General features: G+C 39.5%; 12 protein-coding genes. 5 read left to right on the top strand and 7 right to left on the bottom strand.

Annotated elements, in window-relative coordinates:
* Window position 1 precedes the first annotated feature (1 nt).
* Both IEE83_RS04155 and IEE83_RS04150 read left to right on the top strand, forming a co-directional pair.
* Entirely contained in the window at window positions 2-1,780 is a 1,779-nt protein-coding gene (locus IEE83_RS04155) for a RagB/SusD family nutrient uptake outer membrane protein (protein WP_194119364.1), read from the top strand.
* Between the two features lie 191 nt (window positions 1,781-1,971).
* The gene (locus IEE83_RS04150) at window positions 1,972-3,390 is read left to right on the top strand and encodes an FG-GAP repeat domain-containing protein (RefSeq protein WP_194119363.1); all 1,419 of its coding nucleotides are present in this window, start codon (window positions 1,972-1,974) and stop codon (window positions 3,388-3,390) included.
* Window positions 3,391-3,536: 146 nt separating this feature from the next.
* Here IEE83_RS04150 and IEE83_RS04145 read toward each other — a convergent pair whose 3' ends face one another.
* Window positions 3,537-4,616: a carboxypeptidase-like regulatory domain-containing protein gene (locus tag IEE83_RS04145; protein ID WP_228101670.1), complete on the bottom strand. Its 1,080-nt coding sequence runs from the start codon at window positions 4,614-4,616 to the stop codon at window positions 3,537-3,539.
* 304 nt (window positions 4,617-4,920) lie between these two features.
* On the opposite strand from IEE83_RS04145, the gene IEE83_RS04140 reads away from it, so the two are divergent.
* From IEE83_RS04140 to IEE83_RS04130, 3 genes are read left to right on the top strand one after another with little or no spacing between them, the layout of a single operon-like run.
* Window positions 4,921-5,289, top strand: coding sequence for a BlaI/MecI/CopY family transcriptional regulator (locus IEE83_RS04140; RefSeq protein WP_194119361.1), 369 nt, complete (start codon window positions 4,921-4,923; stop codon window positions 5,287-5,289).
* Window positions 5,290-5,321: 32 nt separating this feature from the next.
* Window positions 5,322-5,534: a hypothetical protein gene (locus IEE83_RS04135; RefSeq protein ID WP_194119360.1), complete on the top strand. Its 213-nt coding sequence runs from the start codon at window positions 5,322-5,324 to the stop codon at window positions 5,532-5,534.
* Window positions 5,531-7,042: a M56 family metallopeptidase gene (locus IEE83_RS04130; RefSeq protein WP_194119359.1), complete on the top strand. Its 1,512-nt coding sequence runs from the start codon at window positions 5,531-5,533 to the stop codon at window positions 7,040-7,042. Before IEE83_RS04135 ends, IEE83_RS04130 begins: the two co-directional genes overlap by 4 nt.
* Before the next feature lie 50 nt (window positions 7,043-7,092).
* On the opposite strand, the gene IEE83_RS04125 is transcribed toward IEE83_RS04130, so the two are convergent.
* The 6 genes from IEE83_RS04125 to IEE83_RS04100 form a co-directional block, all read right to left on the bottom strand.
* Window positions 7,093-8,856: a phospho-sugar mutase gene (locus tag IEE83_RS04125; protein WP_194119358.1), complete on the bottom strand. Its 1,764-nt coding sequence runs from the start codon at window positions 8,854-8,856 to the stop codon at window positions 7,093-7,095.
* Between the two features lie 153 nt (window positions 8,857-9,009).
* Window positions 9,010-11,700 (bottom strand): MGH1-like glycoside hydrolase domain-containing protein, encoded by a 2,691-nt coding sequence (locus IEE83_RS04120; protein ID WP_194119357.1) that lies wholly within the window; start codon window positions 11,698-11,700, stop codon window positions 9,010-9,012.
* Window positions 11,701-11,856: 156 nt separating this feature from the next.
* Window positions 11,857-13,602: a D-alanine--D-alanine ligase family protein gene (locus IEE83_RS04115; protein WP_194119356.1), complete on the bottom strand. Its 1,746-nt coding sequence runs from the start codon at window positions 13,600-13,602 to the stop codon at window positions 11,857-11,859.
* A gap of 154 nt (window positions 13,603-13,756) precedes the next feature.
* On the bottom strand, window positions 13,757-14,014 hold the full coding sequence (locus tag IEE83_RS04110) for a NifU family protein (protein WP_090335217.1): 258 nt from the start codon (window positions 14,012-14,014) through the stop codon (window positions 13,757-13,759).
* 63 nt (window positions 14,015-14,077) lie between these two features.
* On the bottom strand, window positions 14,078-15,187 hold the full coding sequence (locus tag IEE83_RS04105; RefSeq protein WP_194123289.1) for an Mrp/NBP35 family ATP-binding protein: 1,110 nt from the start codon (window positions 15,185-15,187) through the stop codon (window positions 14,078-14,080).
* A 120-nt stretch (window positions 15,188-15,307) separates the two neighbouring features.
* The gene (locus IEE83_RS04100) at window positions 15,308-16,312 is read right to left on the bottom strand and encodes a GSCFA domain-containing protein (RefSeq protein ID WP_194119355.1); all 1,005 of its coding nucleotides are present in this window, start codon (window positions 16,310-16,312) and stop codon (window positions 15,308-15,310) included.
* Window positions 16,313-16,517 lie beyond the last annotated feature (205 nt).

The following is a 16,517-nucleotide window of genomic DNA, read 5'->3' as shown; positions in this document are numbered from 1 at the left end:
GATGAAAAAATTACGATTTTCCAAAATAGCCCTAGTCGTTGCTTTCGGATTGCTTTCATATGCCTGCCAGGATTCTTTTTTGGACAAACCGGCATTAGGCGCTTTGAGTGATGCCCAGTTAAGTACAAAAGCGGGTGTTGACAATTTACTGATAGGTGCTTATGCTGCCCTTGATGGAAACGGAGTTGGAGCAGCCAGCGCCTGGGATGCAGCCGCGGATAACTGGATTTACGGAAGTATTGCCGGTGGAGATGCAAAAAAAGGAAGTGACGGAGCTGATCAGCCGGGTATCAATTCCATCATGATTTACAGTGCAGGACCAAGTAACGGTTTTTTCAACAGTAAATGGAAAGCGGTATACGAAGGTATCAACCGCGCCAATACGGTTTTGAAATTTGTTCCTCTGGTTACATCCGGTATGACGGACGCAGAAAAAACAAGTTATTCAGCGCAGGCAAGATTCTTACGCGGACATTATTATTCAGAATTGAAGAAAATGTTCAACATGGTTCCCTGGGTTGATGAAACTACTGAAAATCCTGCTGCCGTAAAAAATGATGTAGATATCTGGCCAAATATTGAAGCGGATTTCAAATACGCCATGGATAATTTGCCTGCAACACAATCTGATGTAGGACGTGTGAACAAATGGGCCGCTGCTGCCTATTTAGGTAAAACTTATTTGTATGAGAAAAAATTTGCAGAAGCAAAAACGACTTTTGATCAGGTAATTAGCTCTGGTGTCACAAGCAATGGTATCAAATATGACTTGATGCCACAGTATCAGGATAATTTTGATGCGGCTAAGAAAAACATGGCTGAATCAGTTTTTGCGATCCAGATGGCTGCAAATGATGGAACAAACACCATTGATAACGCCAATACCGGTGGAATGCTGAATTTCCCTTACAACTCTCCTTTCCGTTGCTGCGGATTTTATCAGCCAAGTCTTGACCTTGCCAATTCTTTCCAGACTGATGCAAACGGACTTCCTTTGGTTGATAATTACAATGCAACAACTGTGAAAAATGATATGGGGATAAAATCGGATGCAGCTTACACGCCTGACGGAACTGTGGCTCTTGATCCGCGTATCGACTGGACGGTTGGCCGCCGCGGAATTCCTTTCCTTGACTGGGGTAACCATCCGGGACAAGCCTGGATTCGTGATCAGAGTTACGCCGGTCCATATTCTCCAAAGAAAAATATGTACTATCAGGCTACGCAGGACAAATATTCTGACCAGCATTCATGGGCGCCAGGAACAGCAATTAATGTATTGGTTATTCGTTTTGCGGACGTTCTTTTAATGGCTGCGGAAGCCGAAGCTCAGGCTGGAAGTCTGGAAAAAGCGCAGGAGTATGTGAACAGAGTTCGTGCCCGCGCCGCAAAACCGGAAAGCTGGGTTTATACCTATGCAGATCCAACTAAACCAATGGGCGGATATACCAAAACACCGGCTGCCAATTATAAAGTTGCTGTTTATCCGGCAGGTGCTTTTGCTGCAAAAGGTAAGGACGGAGCGCTTAAAGCAATTTATTTTGAACGCAAACTCGAACTTGCTATGGAAGGTCACCGTTTCTTTGATCTTTCGCGTTGGGGCATTGCTGAGACAACCTTGAATGCTTATGTCGCTTTTGAAAGCAAAATCACCCCTGATGTAAGTGGAGGAAAATTCGTAAAGAGCAGAAATGAATATTTCCCGATTCCTCAAACACAAATTGATTTAAGCACTAGAAATGGCGTTTCTTCTTTGAAACAAAATCCAGGATATCAATAACAAACTATAACCAACAAAAGGAGGCGGTTTCACGACTGCCTCTTTTTGTTTATAATTGAAAAAATCTTTTCATGCGGCCGGCAAATTATACGTCTTTTCTTATTTGGCTAACAATACTATGGACTGGAACTTTCCTGTCTGTCAGTTGCAATTCAAACAAAAATTCTGAAAAAACTGAATTAAAAGGAGAAATGGCGGAAGGGCAAAAATTGGCTCAGAAATATTGCAGCACTTGTCACTTACCCGTTGAGCCGTCTTTACTTGATAAAGAAACCTGGAAAAATCAGGTTTTACCTGCCATGGCAAAACAACTGGGATTGGAAGTTTGGCAAAACAATCATTATTTTCAAAACGAAAAATCTTCAATCTCTCAGGGCGACTGGATGAAAATCATTGCTTACTATGATTCATTAGCTCCGGTAAAACTCCCACAAACAAAAGCACCGACAGCTCCTAAAAATGACTGGGCTATTTTTTCTTTAAAATCACCAAAAAACGATACCAATTTTATTGCCACTACGACATTGGTTTCAATTAACAATAAGGATCATAACATTTACACAAACAGCTCAGAAAACCCGGATTTGTTTAAATGGGATTCAAATTTAAATAAAACACTTGCTGCTAAATTACCTTCGCCGGCGGTCAACGTTTTGTTTTCCGATAATAGGAATATCCTTACACTCATTGGAGAAATGAAAGCGCTTGATATTCCGAATGGTGAAATAATCCAGCTTGATAATACGCAAAAATCAACTTCTATTACTTCAAATTTAATCAGGCCAATACAAACTCTAAGTGCAGACTTTAATAAAGATGGATCAACGGATTATGTGGTTTGCAGTTTTGGCCATAATAAAGGCGGACTTTATCTTTTAAAACAATTGCCTGAAAACAAATTTGAAAAGACGCCAATAAGAGAAATAGCCGGCGCAACGCAGGCCATTACCGGAGACTTTAACAAGGATGGCTGGCCGGATATAATGGCTTTATTTGCCCATGCAGATGAAGGAATCTGGATATTTTTGAATGATCAGAAAGGAGGATTTAAAACTGAAAATATACTGCGTTTTCCGCCGGTTTTCGGTTCAAGCAGTTTTCAGTTAGCTGATATGAACAAAGACGGAAATCCGGATATTATTTATACCGCTGGCGACAACAGCGATTATTCAAGAATTTTAAAACCATATCACGGCGTTTACATTTATATCAATACAGGAAATTTCAATGAAGGAAATCTTCATTTTAAAAAAACCTACTTCTACCCTCTTCATGGCGCGACAAAAGTAATTGCCAAAGATTTTGACCGGGATGGAGATATTGATCTGGCCACAATTTCCTTTTTCGCAGATTTTCAAAATAATCCTTCCGGAAGCTTTCTCTATTTTGAACAAAATACAACCAAAACTTCACTGAATTTTATCCCGCATGCTATGCCAATAAATAAGCTGGGAAGATGGATTTGTATGGATGCAGAAGATATGGACGGAGACGGCGACCAGGATCTTGTACTGGGGAATTATTCCAAAGGGTTCCTAAACCAGGAAAACTTCAAACCAGATTGGGACGTGCATGTTCCATTTATAATCCTGGAAAACAAGAGATTTTAATTGTTAATTTTTAGTGGTTAATGGTTAATTATTGAATTTTGAGAAATCAGGCTTCACCAATACTATTTTGAATTCATATTTACCAAAGAATCAAGAATAAACTCACCAACCCCATTAACAATTAACCCTTAACCATTAACAATTAATTATTCTTCTCTTTTCCAATCCGCCGGCAACAACGTCGAATATCTGTCATTTCCCAGAAAACCGGCGATTTCAAATCCCATGGGCATAACGACCCAGCCTTGTGGCGTAATTACGCAATATCCTTGTGGAAATTTAATTTGCGTGTAGGCATATGGCATGTCGGCATAAGGAGAGCTTCCATGTTTTTTTGTGTAAAAAACTTCCAGCATTGTTCTTGATACAACCAGTCTTTCCGTGGACAATTCCCCGTCCCTTATAAGCCTGTCGCCACGAACCTGCTCAATCCTGTTATGAACATTGTTGGTGATATAATTGTATCCGTTCATACTTCTCACAGAGCGAAACATTCTCAAAGAATCCGGAATTTCCTGAAAAACCTTAAATCCATTTTCCTGCAAACTATCCGAAACCATGCTAGCTAAAAGATGTTTGAGCGAACCTTGATACGCGATCACCTGATTGCTCCTCCAAAGTTTTTTCTGAACCGTATCTTTTGGCGTTAACAACTGAAAACGGGTACTTCCACCGTAATATACTTTTCCTTCATAGTAATCAAAATCATCCAGATCCTGGAAAATTTTGTAGCCCAGCGCATTGTTTTCAATAATGAGCGCAGAAGTGGTTTGTGCACTTAAATGACCATTGTCGTCGAGAGAAATCCGAAGAACTTCCGGATTTAATATTTTGCATTGTTTGGCAAAAGGGGATTTGCCTAATAATTCTCTTGTAATAATAGCCAGGTGTTTTTCACGCTTTTTATTTTTCTTAGCGTAAACTGTTACACCAGTCAGCTGCATTCCTTCAATCAGCTTAAACTGAACCGTTTTAACACCAGGCTGCTCAAATCTTAACGTCTGTTTTACCGTTTCATAACCCAAAAAAGACACGGCCATTTCGATACTGCCTATCGTCAATCCCGTTAATCTATAATTTCCGTTTTCATCTGCATTTGTCCCAATGGTAGAATTGTTAACAAAAACATTGGCAAAAGGCAGTGGTTTGCCCGTCTTTCCATCCGTAACTTTTCCTACAAGTATAACCGCATTATTCTGCTGAGCGAAAGAGATTGAAATGACCAAACTAAAAATGCAGGTCAGCAAAAAAAATCTCTGAAAAAAAGATGGATAACGAAACATTATTTGACGGATAACTAACGGGTTAAGTGCTTTTCAACTCAAAGATAAATCAGGAGTTTGGAATCTTCATCCTGATACTGATAATGTTGGCAGTGTGTTGCAAAAGAAAAACTGAATGAGAACAAATTAATCTCATACAGAATAGATTATGATTGGACATTACCGTTACAAGACACAAAAAATCAATTTTAGTTTAATTACTATAAAAATAGTTTGTTAACTATAAAAATAGTTTTAACTTTAAATCATGGAATCAGAAAGACTTACAAATAAGGAAGAAGAGGTGATGCAGGTGCTTTGGAGTTTGCAAAATGCTTTTGTAAAAGACATGCTGCCTCTTTTCACCAAGCCAAAGCTTCATTATAACACACTTTCGACGATAATCCGGAATCTCGAAGAAAAAGGATATGTCGGGCATAAGCAATTTGGTAACACGCATGAATATTATCCAGCCATAAGCAAGGAAGATTACCAGAATAATTTTGTGCTGAAAAAGGTGGTTGGCAATTATTTTAATGACTCCTACAAAGACCTGGTTGCCTACTTTGCTAAAAATGAAAAAGTGAGTCCTGATGAACTGCGCGAAATTATCAGGATGATTGAAAAAGAAGAATGAAAATGATGTCTTAAAATTTAACTTAAAGACCTATGCTCATTGCCTATCTGCTCAAAGTTTCCCTCATCCTTGCCATTTTGACGCTTGGATACCGTTGGTTAATTCAGTTTGAAACATTTTCAAAAATGAATCGTGTTTTGTTATGGAATAATGTTTTTGCAGCCTGGACTTTACCATTTATTCCATTACCAAACTGGGGCCCAATTGAGGTTCAGGAAGAATTTCATCAGCAGATTCAAAATTGACAACCTCCGCTCCAAAGATCTCGACAGAAATTATTACACAAAAATTCAGTGAAGTTTCTTCTTTAAATTCTCCGCAGATCCAGTTGACGATCACTGATATAATTTTAACAATCTATTTTTTGGGTGTGATTTTTATGTTCACAAAGTTGCTGGCCCAACTTATTAAATTGTGTTATACACTTTGGAAATCGCCATCTGAAAAACTGGAAAACGGCATTATTTTAATCAGAAATCGAAATACCTTTTCTCCTTATTCATTTTTCCGATGGATTGTTTGTGATCCAAAAAAACATTCGACTCGTGAGCTTGAACACATTTTAGCGCATGAAAGTGAGCATATTTTGCAATGGCACAGCCTTGATCTTTTGCTCGCAGAAGCACAGCGAATTGTTCTCTGGTTCAATCCATTCGCATGGTTTCATCAAAAAATGGTTCAGGAAAACCTGGAATATCTGGCCGATCATGCTGTTTTGAAAAGTGGTTTCCAAAAGAAACAATATCAATTCAGTCTTTTGAAAACGGTTATGCAACGAAATGAAATTCCATTAACCAATTCATTTGCGCAATCATTATTAAAAAAGCGTATCAGGATGATGAACAGAAAACCATCTCAGATTTGGGTAATTGGTAAATACGCAGCCTTAGTAGCAATACTCTATTTGTCATCTGCTTTTGTAGCTCCTTATAGTCGTGAAATTGAATTACTTATTCCTGAAACGACTATACCAAAGGTGATAGAATTTATCAGAAAAGATGAAATCGTTAAAAGTCCGAAGCTTGATTTATTAGAAAAAGGCAAACAAAATATTCCCGATGTTTTGCCAAAAACTAAAAAAAGTAAATGGGTTTTGGAAAGAAATGGAACACTTTACTGGGCGATATCTCCGCTTGCGACACTTGACGATATCAATGAAATAAGGAAGGAAATCAAAAGTTTTGGAGGAGAAATGAATATCAACAAAATTGAATATGATCCGTTGCAAAAGTTTATTACAACACTTACCGTCGATGTAAAAATAAACCGTTCAGCAGGGCGAGGTTTTCAAAACGAGAATTCTTCTTACACTCCTATGAAAGGAAGTTCAGGTTATATTACAAAAAACGGGAATTTAGGTATGGGTTTCACTCCACCTGAAAGTATTAATCTTGAAATAGAAAAAGATTATCAAAAAGCGATTTCACTCCAAAAAATTAATTCAAATTATTATTTAGAAGATGAGATCAAATCTTCATTCAAGGGCCAGAACATGGGTTTTAGTGGTCGGGATTTTTCTTACAAAACTTTGAAAAGCGAAAAGGCAGAAGACGGGTTAAAACAAATTGGCATCGAAATAGCATTTGATAATACACTGACCATTATGCCAGTCAATCAGTTTGCCAAATTTTATCTGAATGGAACCACATCGACGCTCTCGGATTTAAATACAATTTCATTCGACCAGCTTGAAGAAATCAGATATTTCATCAATACCCTCGGACAGCGATATATTCTGGTTCGTACCAAATAAAAACGGCCGCTGCAAAGTTTTGCAGCGGCCGTTTTTTAATATCAAGTTGATTATTTCAACCCCAACTCCTCACCTATCGATTTCACTTTTTCTTTCAATCCGGCATAAACACTGTCGAATTCGTCTTTACCTTCAAGCTCAGCGCGAACACCAACATAGAATTTAATCTTAGGCTCCGTTCCTGATGGGCGACAAGTAAATTTGGTACCATCAACGGTAAAGAATTGAAGTACATTGGATGATTCAATTCCCATTTCTCCTGATGGAATCGACGTTGTAGTTCCGGCCGTAAAATCCGTAGTGGTTAACGCTTTGTAATCATCCATGCGGATTACGTCAGAACCAGCCAAAGTTTTAGGAGGATTGGCACGGAAGTCAGCCATCATTTGCTGTATTTCTTCTGCACCTGTTTTCCCTTTTTTGGTCAATGAAATCAATCCTTCATAGTAAAATCCGAATTTTTTATAGATTTCAATTAGCATATCAAAAAGACTCAATCCTTTGTCTTTTGCATAAGCTGTCAACTCAGCGATCATAGCGCAGGAAGCAATAGCATCTTTATCACGAACGGCGTCACCGATCAGATAACCATAACTTTCTTCACCACCACCGATAAATTGTTCAATACCTTCTTTCTCACGAATTACCTGAGCGATGTATTTGAAACCAGTTAAGGTATTATAGCATTTCACGTCATAAGACGCAGCCATTTTATCAATTAAATCAGTAGTTACAATTGTTTTACAAACAAACTGAGTTCCGGTTAATTTTCCTGCATCTTTCCATGCGTTCAAAAGATAATAGATCAGGACGCTGGCAGTCTGGTTACCATTTAAAAGCTGAATTTCACCATGGTGATTTTTAGCAGCGATACCAACTCTGTCCGCATCAGGATCTGTTCCCAAAACAAGATCAGCGTCAATTTCCTTGGCTTTTTCAACTGCTTTGGACATTGCTTCGCTCTCTTCCGGATTTGGATAAACAACCGTTGGGAACTGGCCATTACCATTTGGTTCTGCCTGTTCTTCAATAACCGTCACCGATTCAAAACCCATTTTTTTCAACAATGGCGGAACTAGCGTAACACCCGTTCCGTGCAAAGGTGTATAAACGATTTTCAGATCTTTCTGACGCGCAATCGCATCTTTTGAAATCGAAAGCGACAGAATATGATCAAGATATTTTTCATCAACATCAGCACCGATTTTAATAATTTTCGAAGGATCACCCTCAAATTTTATATCGTCGATTGATTTGATGGCATTTACCTCATCGATGATGTTGGAATCATGCGGAGCCACAACTTGTGAACCGTCATTCCAGTAAGCTTTGTATCCGTTGTATTCTTTTGGATTATGAGAAGCCGTAACAACAACACCACTTTGACAGCCTAATTGACGAATTGCAAAAGAAAGTTCAGGTGTTGGACGAAGTGCTTCGAAAAGATAAACGGTGATCCCGCTTGCGGAAAAAATATCAGCAATAATCTGTGAAAACTCGTCAGATTTTATGCGGCTATCGTAGGCTATCGCAACTTTAATTTCCTGGTTTGGAAATGCTTTGTTAAGATAATTTGCCAAACCCTGCGTTGCAGTACCCACTGTGTAACGGTTCATGCGGTTTGAACCTACACCGATTAATCCACGTAAACCACCCGTTCCAAATTCAAGATCCTTGTAAAATGCGTCAGTAAGTTCAGTATCATTTCCCTCATCAATCAATTGCTGGATTGATTGTTTGGTATCGATATCGTAATCGCCTTCAAGCCAGGTATTTACTTTGGCCAAAACAGCAGGATCTAATTGTGCGGTCATAATTAAATTGAAAGATGGTTTTCAGAAACAGTTAGTTTTAAAATGAGTCAATATTTACAACAAAAACTGTATTACGGTATTACAGTAAATAAAGACTAAAAATATCGTTCTCGGTTGAGTAATTAATTTTATAAAAGTAATAATAATCAGGAATTACTTACTAAGCGGCAATTCCAGCTTGGCAGGTTCTTTCATTTTTTCCTGAGAAGTTTTAAGAATCAGCTCGGCAACCAAACCTGTCCAGCCTGTCTGGTGATTTGCGCCGCATCCTCTGCCATTATCTCCATGGAAATATTCATAAAATAAAATATGATCACTGAAATTCGGGTCGGTCTGCATTTTCTCATCGTCTCCGTTAAATGCCCTTCTGCCTTCTGCATCCTTTTTAAAGATATCGATCAAACGATTGGCAATTGCCATTGCAGCATCTTTAATCGTTACGAGATTGCCTGAATTTGTTGGATATTCTATCTGGAAATCCTCACCATAATATGCATGAAATTTCATTAAAGAGTCAAAAATCAGATAATTTAACGGGAACCAGATCGGTCCGCGCCAGTTGGAATTACCACCCATGATATCCGTTAAAGCTTCACCCGGCGTGTAATCAACCTGCAATACTTCTCCGTTGATATAGAATTTATAAGGATTATCCTTATGATATTTAGACAAAGCACGAACGCCGTAATCAGACAAAAATTCGTTTTCATCCAACATTCGCTTCATAATCATTTTCATCCGGTGACCGCGAAGAATCGATAACAAGCGATTTTCTCCTTTTCCGGATTCAAACCAACGGGATATCAAACGGGCAAGATCTGGCCTGTTTGCCAAAACCCATTCAACCCGGCGTTTGAAGATAGGCATTTTGTCCAGATTCTGCGGATCAAGAATTTCAACCGCAAAAAGTGGTATCAAACCGACGATCGAACGCACTTTCAGCAGAATACTTTGTCCGTTTGGAATATGGATTACATCATAGTAAAACTGATCTTCTTCATCCCAAAGACTGATTGAAGAATTTTTACCACCAATGGATTCCATGGCACCAGCAATATGCAGGAAGTGCTCGAAAAATTTCGATGCCATATCCTGATAAACCGGATGTACCAAAGCAATTTCCACAGAAATTCGAAGCATGTTCAGCGTATACATCGCCATCCAGCCTGTTGCATCCGCCTGTTGTAATTTCCCACCAAAAGGCATCGGCGTGGAACGGTCAAATACACCGATATTATCCAGTCCAAGGAAACCTCCGCTGAAAATATTATTCCCGGTATCATCTTTCTGGTTAACCCACCAGGTGAAATTCAGAAGTAATTTGTGGAATATTTTTTCAAGGAATTCAATATCACCAACGCCGTTATTCTGCTCTCGGTCAATTTCATAAACCTTCCATGTTGCCCAGCCATGAACCGGCGGGTTAACATCAGAGAAATTCCATTCGTACGCAGGAATCTGTCCGTTCGGGTGCATGTAATATTCCCGTAGTAAAATTTCTAACTGTCGTTTCGCAAAATCTGCATCTACCCGAGCCAGCGGCACACAGTGGAAAGCCAAATCCCAGGCAGCAAACCAGGGATATTCCCATTTATCCGGCATCGAAATAATGTTGGCCGAATACAAATGTTTCCATCCGGAATTCCTCCCCCACTTTCGTCCCTGATTAGGTTCGGGTTGGGCGGGATCGCCTTTCAGCCATTCGTAAACATTGTAATAATAGAACTGCTTACTCCATAACATCCCGGCATAAGCCTGGCGCTGAATCGAGCGTAGATCAGCATCTGCTACATCTTTCTGGATATCATCATAAAACTCATCTGCCTCGCGGATTCTTTTGTTGAAAAGATCTTCAAATCCACCAAAAGGTTCTGAAATAGAATGATTTACATAACGCATCCGAAAAACAACGCTTTCCCCGGCTTTGATCGTTTTTGTAAAACGTCCGGAAGCTTTTGTTCCAATATTATTCGGATTAACCGTTGTGGTTTTTCTGCCGCTGACGATATAATCGTTTATTCCATCTTTTGGATAAGCCGTATTATTCGCTGTTCCGTATAACTTTTTAAGATTTGATTCATTTTCACAAAACAGAAGCTCATCCGCGTTATCCAGATAAAGATTATACTTTCCATGTTTCCGGTGCGTCACCTCGATCAAACGGTTTGAAATCCCGTTCATCATCGGTTTGTAATTGAACGCCTCATATCCCCACGACCAGGTATTTCTGAACATGATTGTTGGCAAAACGGTGATCGGAGCATCTTTCGGGCCACGGTTATGTACCGTCACTTTCATCATAATATCTTCCTCATCCGCCTTGGCGTGTTCTATGAAAATGTCGAAATATTCATTGTTATCGAACACACCCGTATTCATGATTTCATACTCAGGATCGGCCTTGCCTCTTTTGCCATTTTCCTGACGAAGTTTATCATAAGGAAATTGCTGCTGAGGATATTTGTAGAGCATTTTTGTATAGGAATGCGTCGGTGTACTATCCAAATAATAATACATTTCCTTCACATCCTCGCCGTGATTTGATTCACGGTTTGTCAACCCAAATATCCGTTCTTTTAAAAATTTATCACGATGGTTCCAAAAAGCGAAAGAGAGACAGATATGCTGTTTATTATCAGAAAAACCTCCGATACCATCTTCTCCCCAGCGATACGTTTTGGATAAAGCCATTTCGTGGGTTATATAATTCCAGGCATCACCATTTCCGCTGTAATCTTCGCGTACAGTTCCCCACTGACGCTCAGACAGATATGGCCCCCATTTTTTCCAACCTTTGTTTTCTTTTTGTAGGCTTAACCGTACTTTTTCTGCGCCGTGTGCCATTGGTTCGTCAAATTATCGGGGTCAAAAAACTCAATTAAAAATCTTCACAGTGTAAAATTCGGGCTTTTTAAAACCTGAAAAACTGTGTAGAAAATGAAATTTACTAAAAAAGAGCTTTAAACAAGCTCTTTTTCGTCCTTAAAAATGGGAAATAAATTATTGTCCAACTTTGACTACAACCCAATCTTTACTTAATTCTATTGATTCAGTATTGTCAAAAACATGAATCTGATCATCAATTTCGCCAGCAAAAAAATCGGTTAATGACTTCGCTTTTTGAGCTGTTTCAATCAAAAGCGGATGCCTTCCCTGACTTATTAATCCTTCTACATCCACGATATATTCCTTGAACATAAACGGGTTAGGAAGCTGATAATATTTGCCATCCGTTCCATGAAAAACAGGAATTGGTTTATAAACGCCTTCCGCATTCAATTTTCCATATGCTTGTCTGGCCAATGCATAATGTTCATCCGAAGCATCGAATAGAATTCCTTTTACCGGTTTGATAACGTTTTTCGCAGAAGTAATTTTTTCATCCAAACCTTCAAGCAAATGTCTCAGATTCCAGGTATCTTTTCCCAGACGAATTCTTTCTCTAATCGATTGACGAATAAAATAAGTCAATGCCTGAGTTACCGTCAATCCGATTTCTGCCATTTGTTTAAAAATGAAAGAAGTCGGCGACATACCCGGAATCGTGTTTGGGTCATGAAGTAAAATGGTACCTTCCGGTGTTAAAAATCCATCAATACGCACGCAAACGGTAATTCCCAATTGCTGGAAAACTTCTGCAATAACCTTCTGGATCTCCTGGTTTTTTTCGAGCGTAGTATCTACCGGAATTCTTTTGCGACTTGCGCCCGGTTTGTATTTGGCATTAAAGTCAAAAACGTCAACCATTTTAATTACTTCACTTGGAGGCAAAGCAAGCGGTTTTCCATTATCAAACTGAATACAACCGCAGGAGAATTCCTGGCCGTCAATAAATTCTTCAAGCAAAACCTGATCTTCCGCGTTTGAGCTGCTTAAAACGATTACATCATCCTGAACAACAAACATGTTGTCGAGCTGTTCAAGCAAATCAGCCGGATGATAAACGATTTTATCCCCGTTCACAACAACCGGAAATCCTATACCTTCATCCAGATTGGCAATGCGTTGTACATAAGCACGTTTACCAGTGGCATCCAGTGCTTTCCAGGTTTTACTTTCCAGTTCAACCTGAAAAAAACATTGGTTAATTGCAGCAACAAAAGCATCCAGAGAATCTTCCTTCACAATGGCAACGCCTATTGAAGAACCCTGATGCGGTGCTTTTATTACCAATGGCAGACCAAGATGTTTTTTCAGAACCGTAAACAGAATAGAATATTCACGCGGAATCCACTGATCGTAACGCAGCGTCCAGCTTTTCTTTTGCTGATTATTAACCAGCGCAATCATTTCGTTTTGAAGAATTTTATCAATCCCAACGGCAGAACCCATTAAACCGGGACCGCTGTATGGAATTTTAAACCATTCCAGTAACCCCTGAATAGCGCCATCTTCACAATCCGGGCCGTGCATGGCCAGAAATGCAAAATCAAAATGATCTTTAAATTGGTCAGGAGATAAAAGAATACCGATTTCGGATGAAACCGGTTGTTTTGCCATTTCCGGGAATGACTCTATATAAGTTTTGAAATCGCCAGTCTGATTACTTTTTGCCGGGTAGAAATCCCTTATTTCCTTTGAGTACATCAAAGAATGTTCCAGTTTTATAAAGCGACCGAAGCTGTCAACAAAAACGGGAACCGGCTCAAAAAGTGATTTATCCAAGTACTCGAAAGCGGTTTTCCCGCCCGCAAATGAAATTTCCCTTTCGCGGGAGGGACCTCCAAAAAAAACTCCTATGCGCATATTATTGCTTATTAATCCATTTTAAAACGTACCTGCAATATAAGCAGTATTTAAAATGAATCAATTGCAACCTATGATGCATAGGAAAGATTTATTTTCAATTTAGCTGCTTTGAAGCCAAACTGAATCAAGTTTGTTAACGCTTAACAAACGATTATGCTAATGAAGGCACGTTTGATGCCACAACACGGTTGATATGCGGAACCGCTTTACGGATCGATTCTTCAAGACCGGCACGGAAAGTCATTGCGCTCATCGGACAGCTTTGGCAAGAACCCTGTAATTCTAGTCTTACCGTAAGATCATCCGTTAATTCTACCAACTTCACGTCACCGCCATCTGCATGTAAATACGGACGAACAGTTTCCAACGCCTGCTCAATTAATTCTAATGTTTTTTCTCTTGAATCCATTATTAAAATAGTCTATTCGGTAATATGCAAGATTTTATTGATAAAGTCAAACCCAGGCATCTTCTAAGCCTGAATTTCTACCATTTGCGTCTTCTCCTTTGTCGCATTGCGGATGGCAACTTGTTGCGCCAAACCTTCAGCTGCGATGCGGAAAGCGTCATTTACAATCGGATTAACATCCATCACAGCCGGGCGACCTTCATCTCCCGCTTCACGAATGCCTTGTACCAAAGGAATTTGACCCAACAAAGGTACATCAAATTTATCAGCAAGCGACTGTCCGCCTCCTTTTCCGAAAATATGATACTTACTATCAGGAAGTTCTGCCGGGGTAAACCAAGCCATATTTTCAATCACACCCAAAATCGGAACATTAATTTGCGGCTGACGGAACATTGACATTCCTTTAACTGCATCCGCTAAGGCAACTTTTTGAGGTGTCGTTACAATAAGCGCACCGGTAACTGGTACTGTCTGCACCAAAGTTAGGTGAATATCACTAGTTCCCGGAGGAAGATCAATCAACAAATAATCCAGATCGCCCCAATCCGTATCTCCAAAAAATTGCTTCAAAGCCTGACTGGCCATCGGACCGCGCCAAACCACCGCACTGTCCGCAGGAGTCAGAAATCCGATAGAAATCATTTTGATACCATACTGACGAATCGGATTGATATAATTTTTTCCATTTCTCGGTGTGATTGTCGGCTGCATATTTTCAGCACCAAACATCAGAGGAATGGAAGGTCCAGAAATATCTGCGTCAATAATTCCAACGGAAGCACCTGAACGGTGCAAAGCCATGGCAAGATTAGCAGTAACGGTAGATTTCCCAACTCCGCCTTTTCCAGAAGAAATGGCAATTACGTTTTTAACCCCTGGAATAAGTGCCGCGCCTAATGGCCTGATACTCGTTACATTGGAAGTTAAGTTAACAATAACCTCAACATCCGGATTTAAATGCGTGTGAATGGCTTCAACGCACAATCTTCTTATCAATTCTTTTAAAGGGCAAGCAGGTGTCGTTAAAATAACCGTAAATTTCACCTGGTTTACACCGATCTCAATATCCTGAATCATGTTCAAGGTTACCAAATCCTGTTTAAGATCCGGCTCCTCAACAGTGCCCAAAGCCTGTAATACTTTTTCTTTATTGATTGTAAATTCGCCCATTGTATTGATTTCGCCCGAAAACCGGAGCGGTACTTGATATGGATTTGAGATTTCTCCCAAACCACTAAATTTTTATATATTTCGCCTGATCTAGTTCAACACGAATTACCACGAATGAGTTTATGAATTGGCAGGAAATTCACGAATTCTTCGATTTATTTCTATTAATTCATAAGATAAATCTACCTGACCGGCCAAATCGCCTAATCTTCCCTGAAGTGTGTGTAATAATGCCAGGTGGCCTGGCGTAAATCCATGTTGGGCATGATGATTCATCATTTTCTGAATTCCCTCCCAGTCTTTCATGAAATCCAGTGCTGGCTTATCGATGAAAGCTTCCGCAAAAGTACGAAAGATATGGTCCTCTGCTACACTGTTTGGATGAATAAGATCGGGTTTGTAGAAACGATAATCACGCAGTTCGTCCACCATTATCTCATAGGCAGGGAAATAATTTACCTGCTTAAATTTCTCCGACAAACGGTGGCAAACCAGACGTAAAGTCGATTTACTAACCTGATTCAGAGGAAGTGTATCCTTGGCATGCCGAACAGGACTAACTGTCAGAATAATTTTCAGGTCTCTTTTTATTGATTGTAATTTAAAAAGCAGATGTTCCAGTCCGATGATTACCTGATCAAGATGCAGTAATTCCTTAACAAATTTATCGGAAGGCACTTTGTGACAATTTCCAACCAGGACATTGGTTGCGCGATGGCGATAAGCAAAAGCAGTTCCCAAGGTAATCACAAGCACATCGGCATTTCTTAAAAACTGATTTACCTGCTTTTGCTTATCAATCAGTTTTTCTTCCAGATCAACACGACTTGTTGACCAAAGCGAGGAATGAAAATCATGATGCAGCCAGATTCCATCCGTATTTTGATGATAAAGTGCGGCATGCGGAGGTTTGCCATCCAGCGATAAATCGAGAAGTTTGGCTATGGCCAGCGGGTTAAAGACAGTGCCAAAAGGATTATTCAAAACCGGAAATTTGTTTTCCGATAGCTGATTTCCTAACACATCAGCAAAACAGGAGCCAATGGTTAATATATTGGATTGATGATTTATTTTCCATTCTGAAGGTGTAACGTTGAGTTCTGTGGTAAGTTTTAATTGCTTCATTCGGTTAATATTATGGGGCGAGCAAAATTAATAATATTTGATCAGTCCGGCACAAACAACCTGAGGAAGAGGATTTCAATAATTGATATACAAACGTTAAATTTGGAAAACCGACACACACGGTGGGAAATAATGATTGAATTGGTGAATGTGAGAATGATTGAATGTGGGCTTTCCAGAATTAAAACACCATTATTGACGGTTA

Source organism: Dyadobacter subterraneus (assembly GCF_015221875.1).
Classification (GTDB): domain Bacteria; phylum Bacteroidota; class Bacteroidia; order Cytophagales; family Spirosomataceae; genus Dyadobacter; species Dyadobacter subterraneus.
Note: the sequence above shows the minus strand (reverse complement) of the source record. Positions and strands in the feature narration are given on the sequence as shown.

Excerpts from the sequence above, each read along its gene's own strand:
- IEE83_RS04135 (WP_194119360.1), top strand. The coding sequence starts at position 5,322 with ATGCTCATTGCCTATCTGCTCAAAGTTTCCCTCATCCTTGCCATTTTG.
- IEE83_RS04140 (WP_194119361.1), top strand. The coding sequence starts at position 4,921 with ATGGAATCAGAAAGACTTACAAATAAGGAAGAAGAGGTGATGCAGGTG.
- IEE83_RS04155 (WP_194119364.1), top strand. The coding sequence starts at position 2 with ATGAAAAAATTACGATTTTCCAAAATAGCCCTAGTCGTTGCTTTCGGA.
- IEE83_RS04150 (WP_194119363.1), top strand. The coding sequence starts at position 1,972 with ATGGCGGAAGGGCAAAAATTGGCTCAGAAATATTGCAGCACTTGTCAC.
- IEE83_RS04110 (WP_090335217.1), bottom strand. The coding sequence starts at position 14,014 with ATGGATTCAAGAGAAAAAACATTAGAATTAATTGAGCAGGCGTTGGAA.
- IEE83_RS04105 (WP_194123289.1), bottom strand. The coding sequence starts at position 15,187 with ATGGGCGAATTTACAATCAATAAAGAAAAAGTATTACAGGCTTTGGGC.
- IEE83_RS04100 (WP_194119355.1), bottom strand. The coding sequence starts at position 16,312 with ATGAAGCAATTAAAACTTACCACAGAACTCAACGTTACACCTTCAGAA.
- IEE83_RS04125 (WP_194119358.1), bottom strand. The coding sequence starts at position 8,856 with ATGACCGCACAATTAGATCCTGCTGTTTTGGCCAAAGTAAATACCTGG.
- IEE83_RS04120 (WP_194119357.1), bottom strand. The coding sequence starts at position 11,700 with ATGGCACACGGCGCAGAAAAAGTACGGTTAAGCCTACAAAAAGAAAAC.
- IEE83_RS04115 (WP_194119356.1), bottom strand. The coding sequence starts at position 13,602 with ATGCGCATAGGAGTTTTTTTTGGAGGTCCCTCCCGCGAAAGGGAAATT.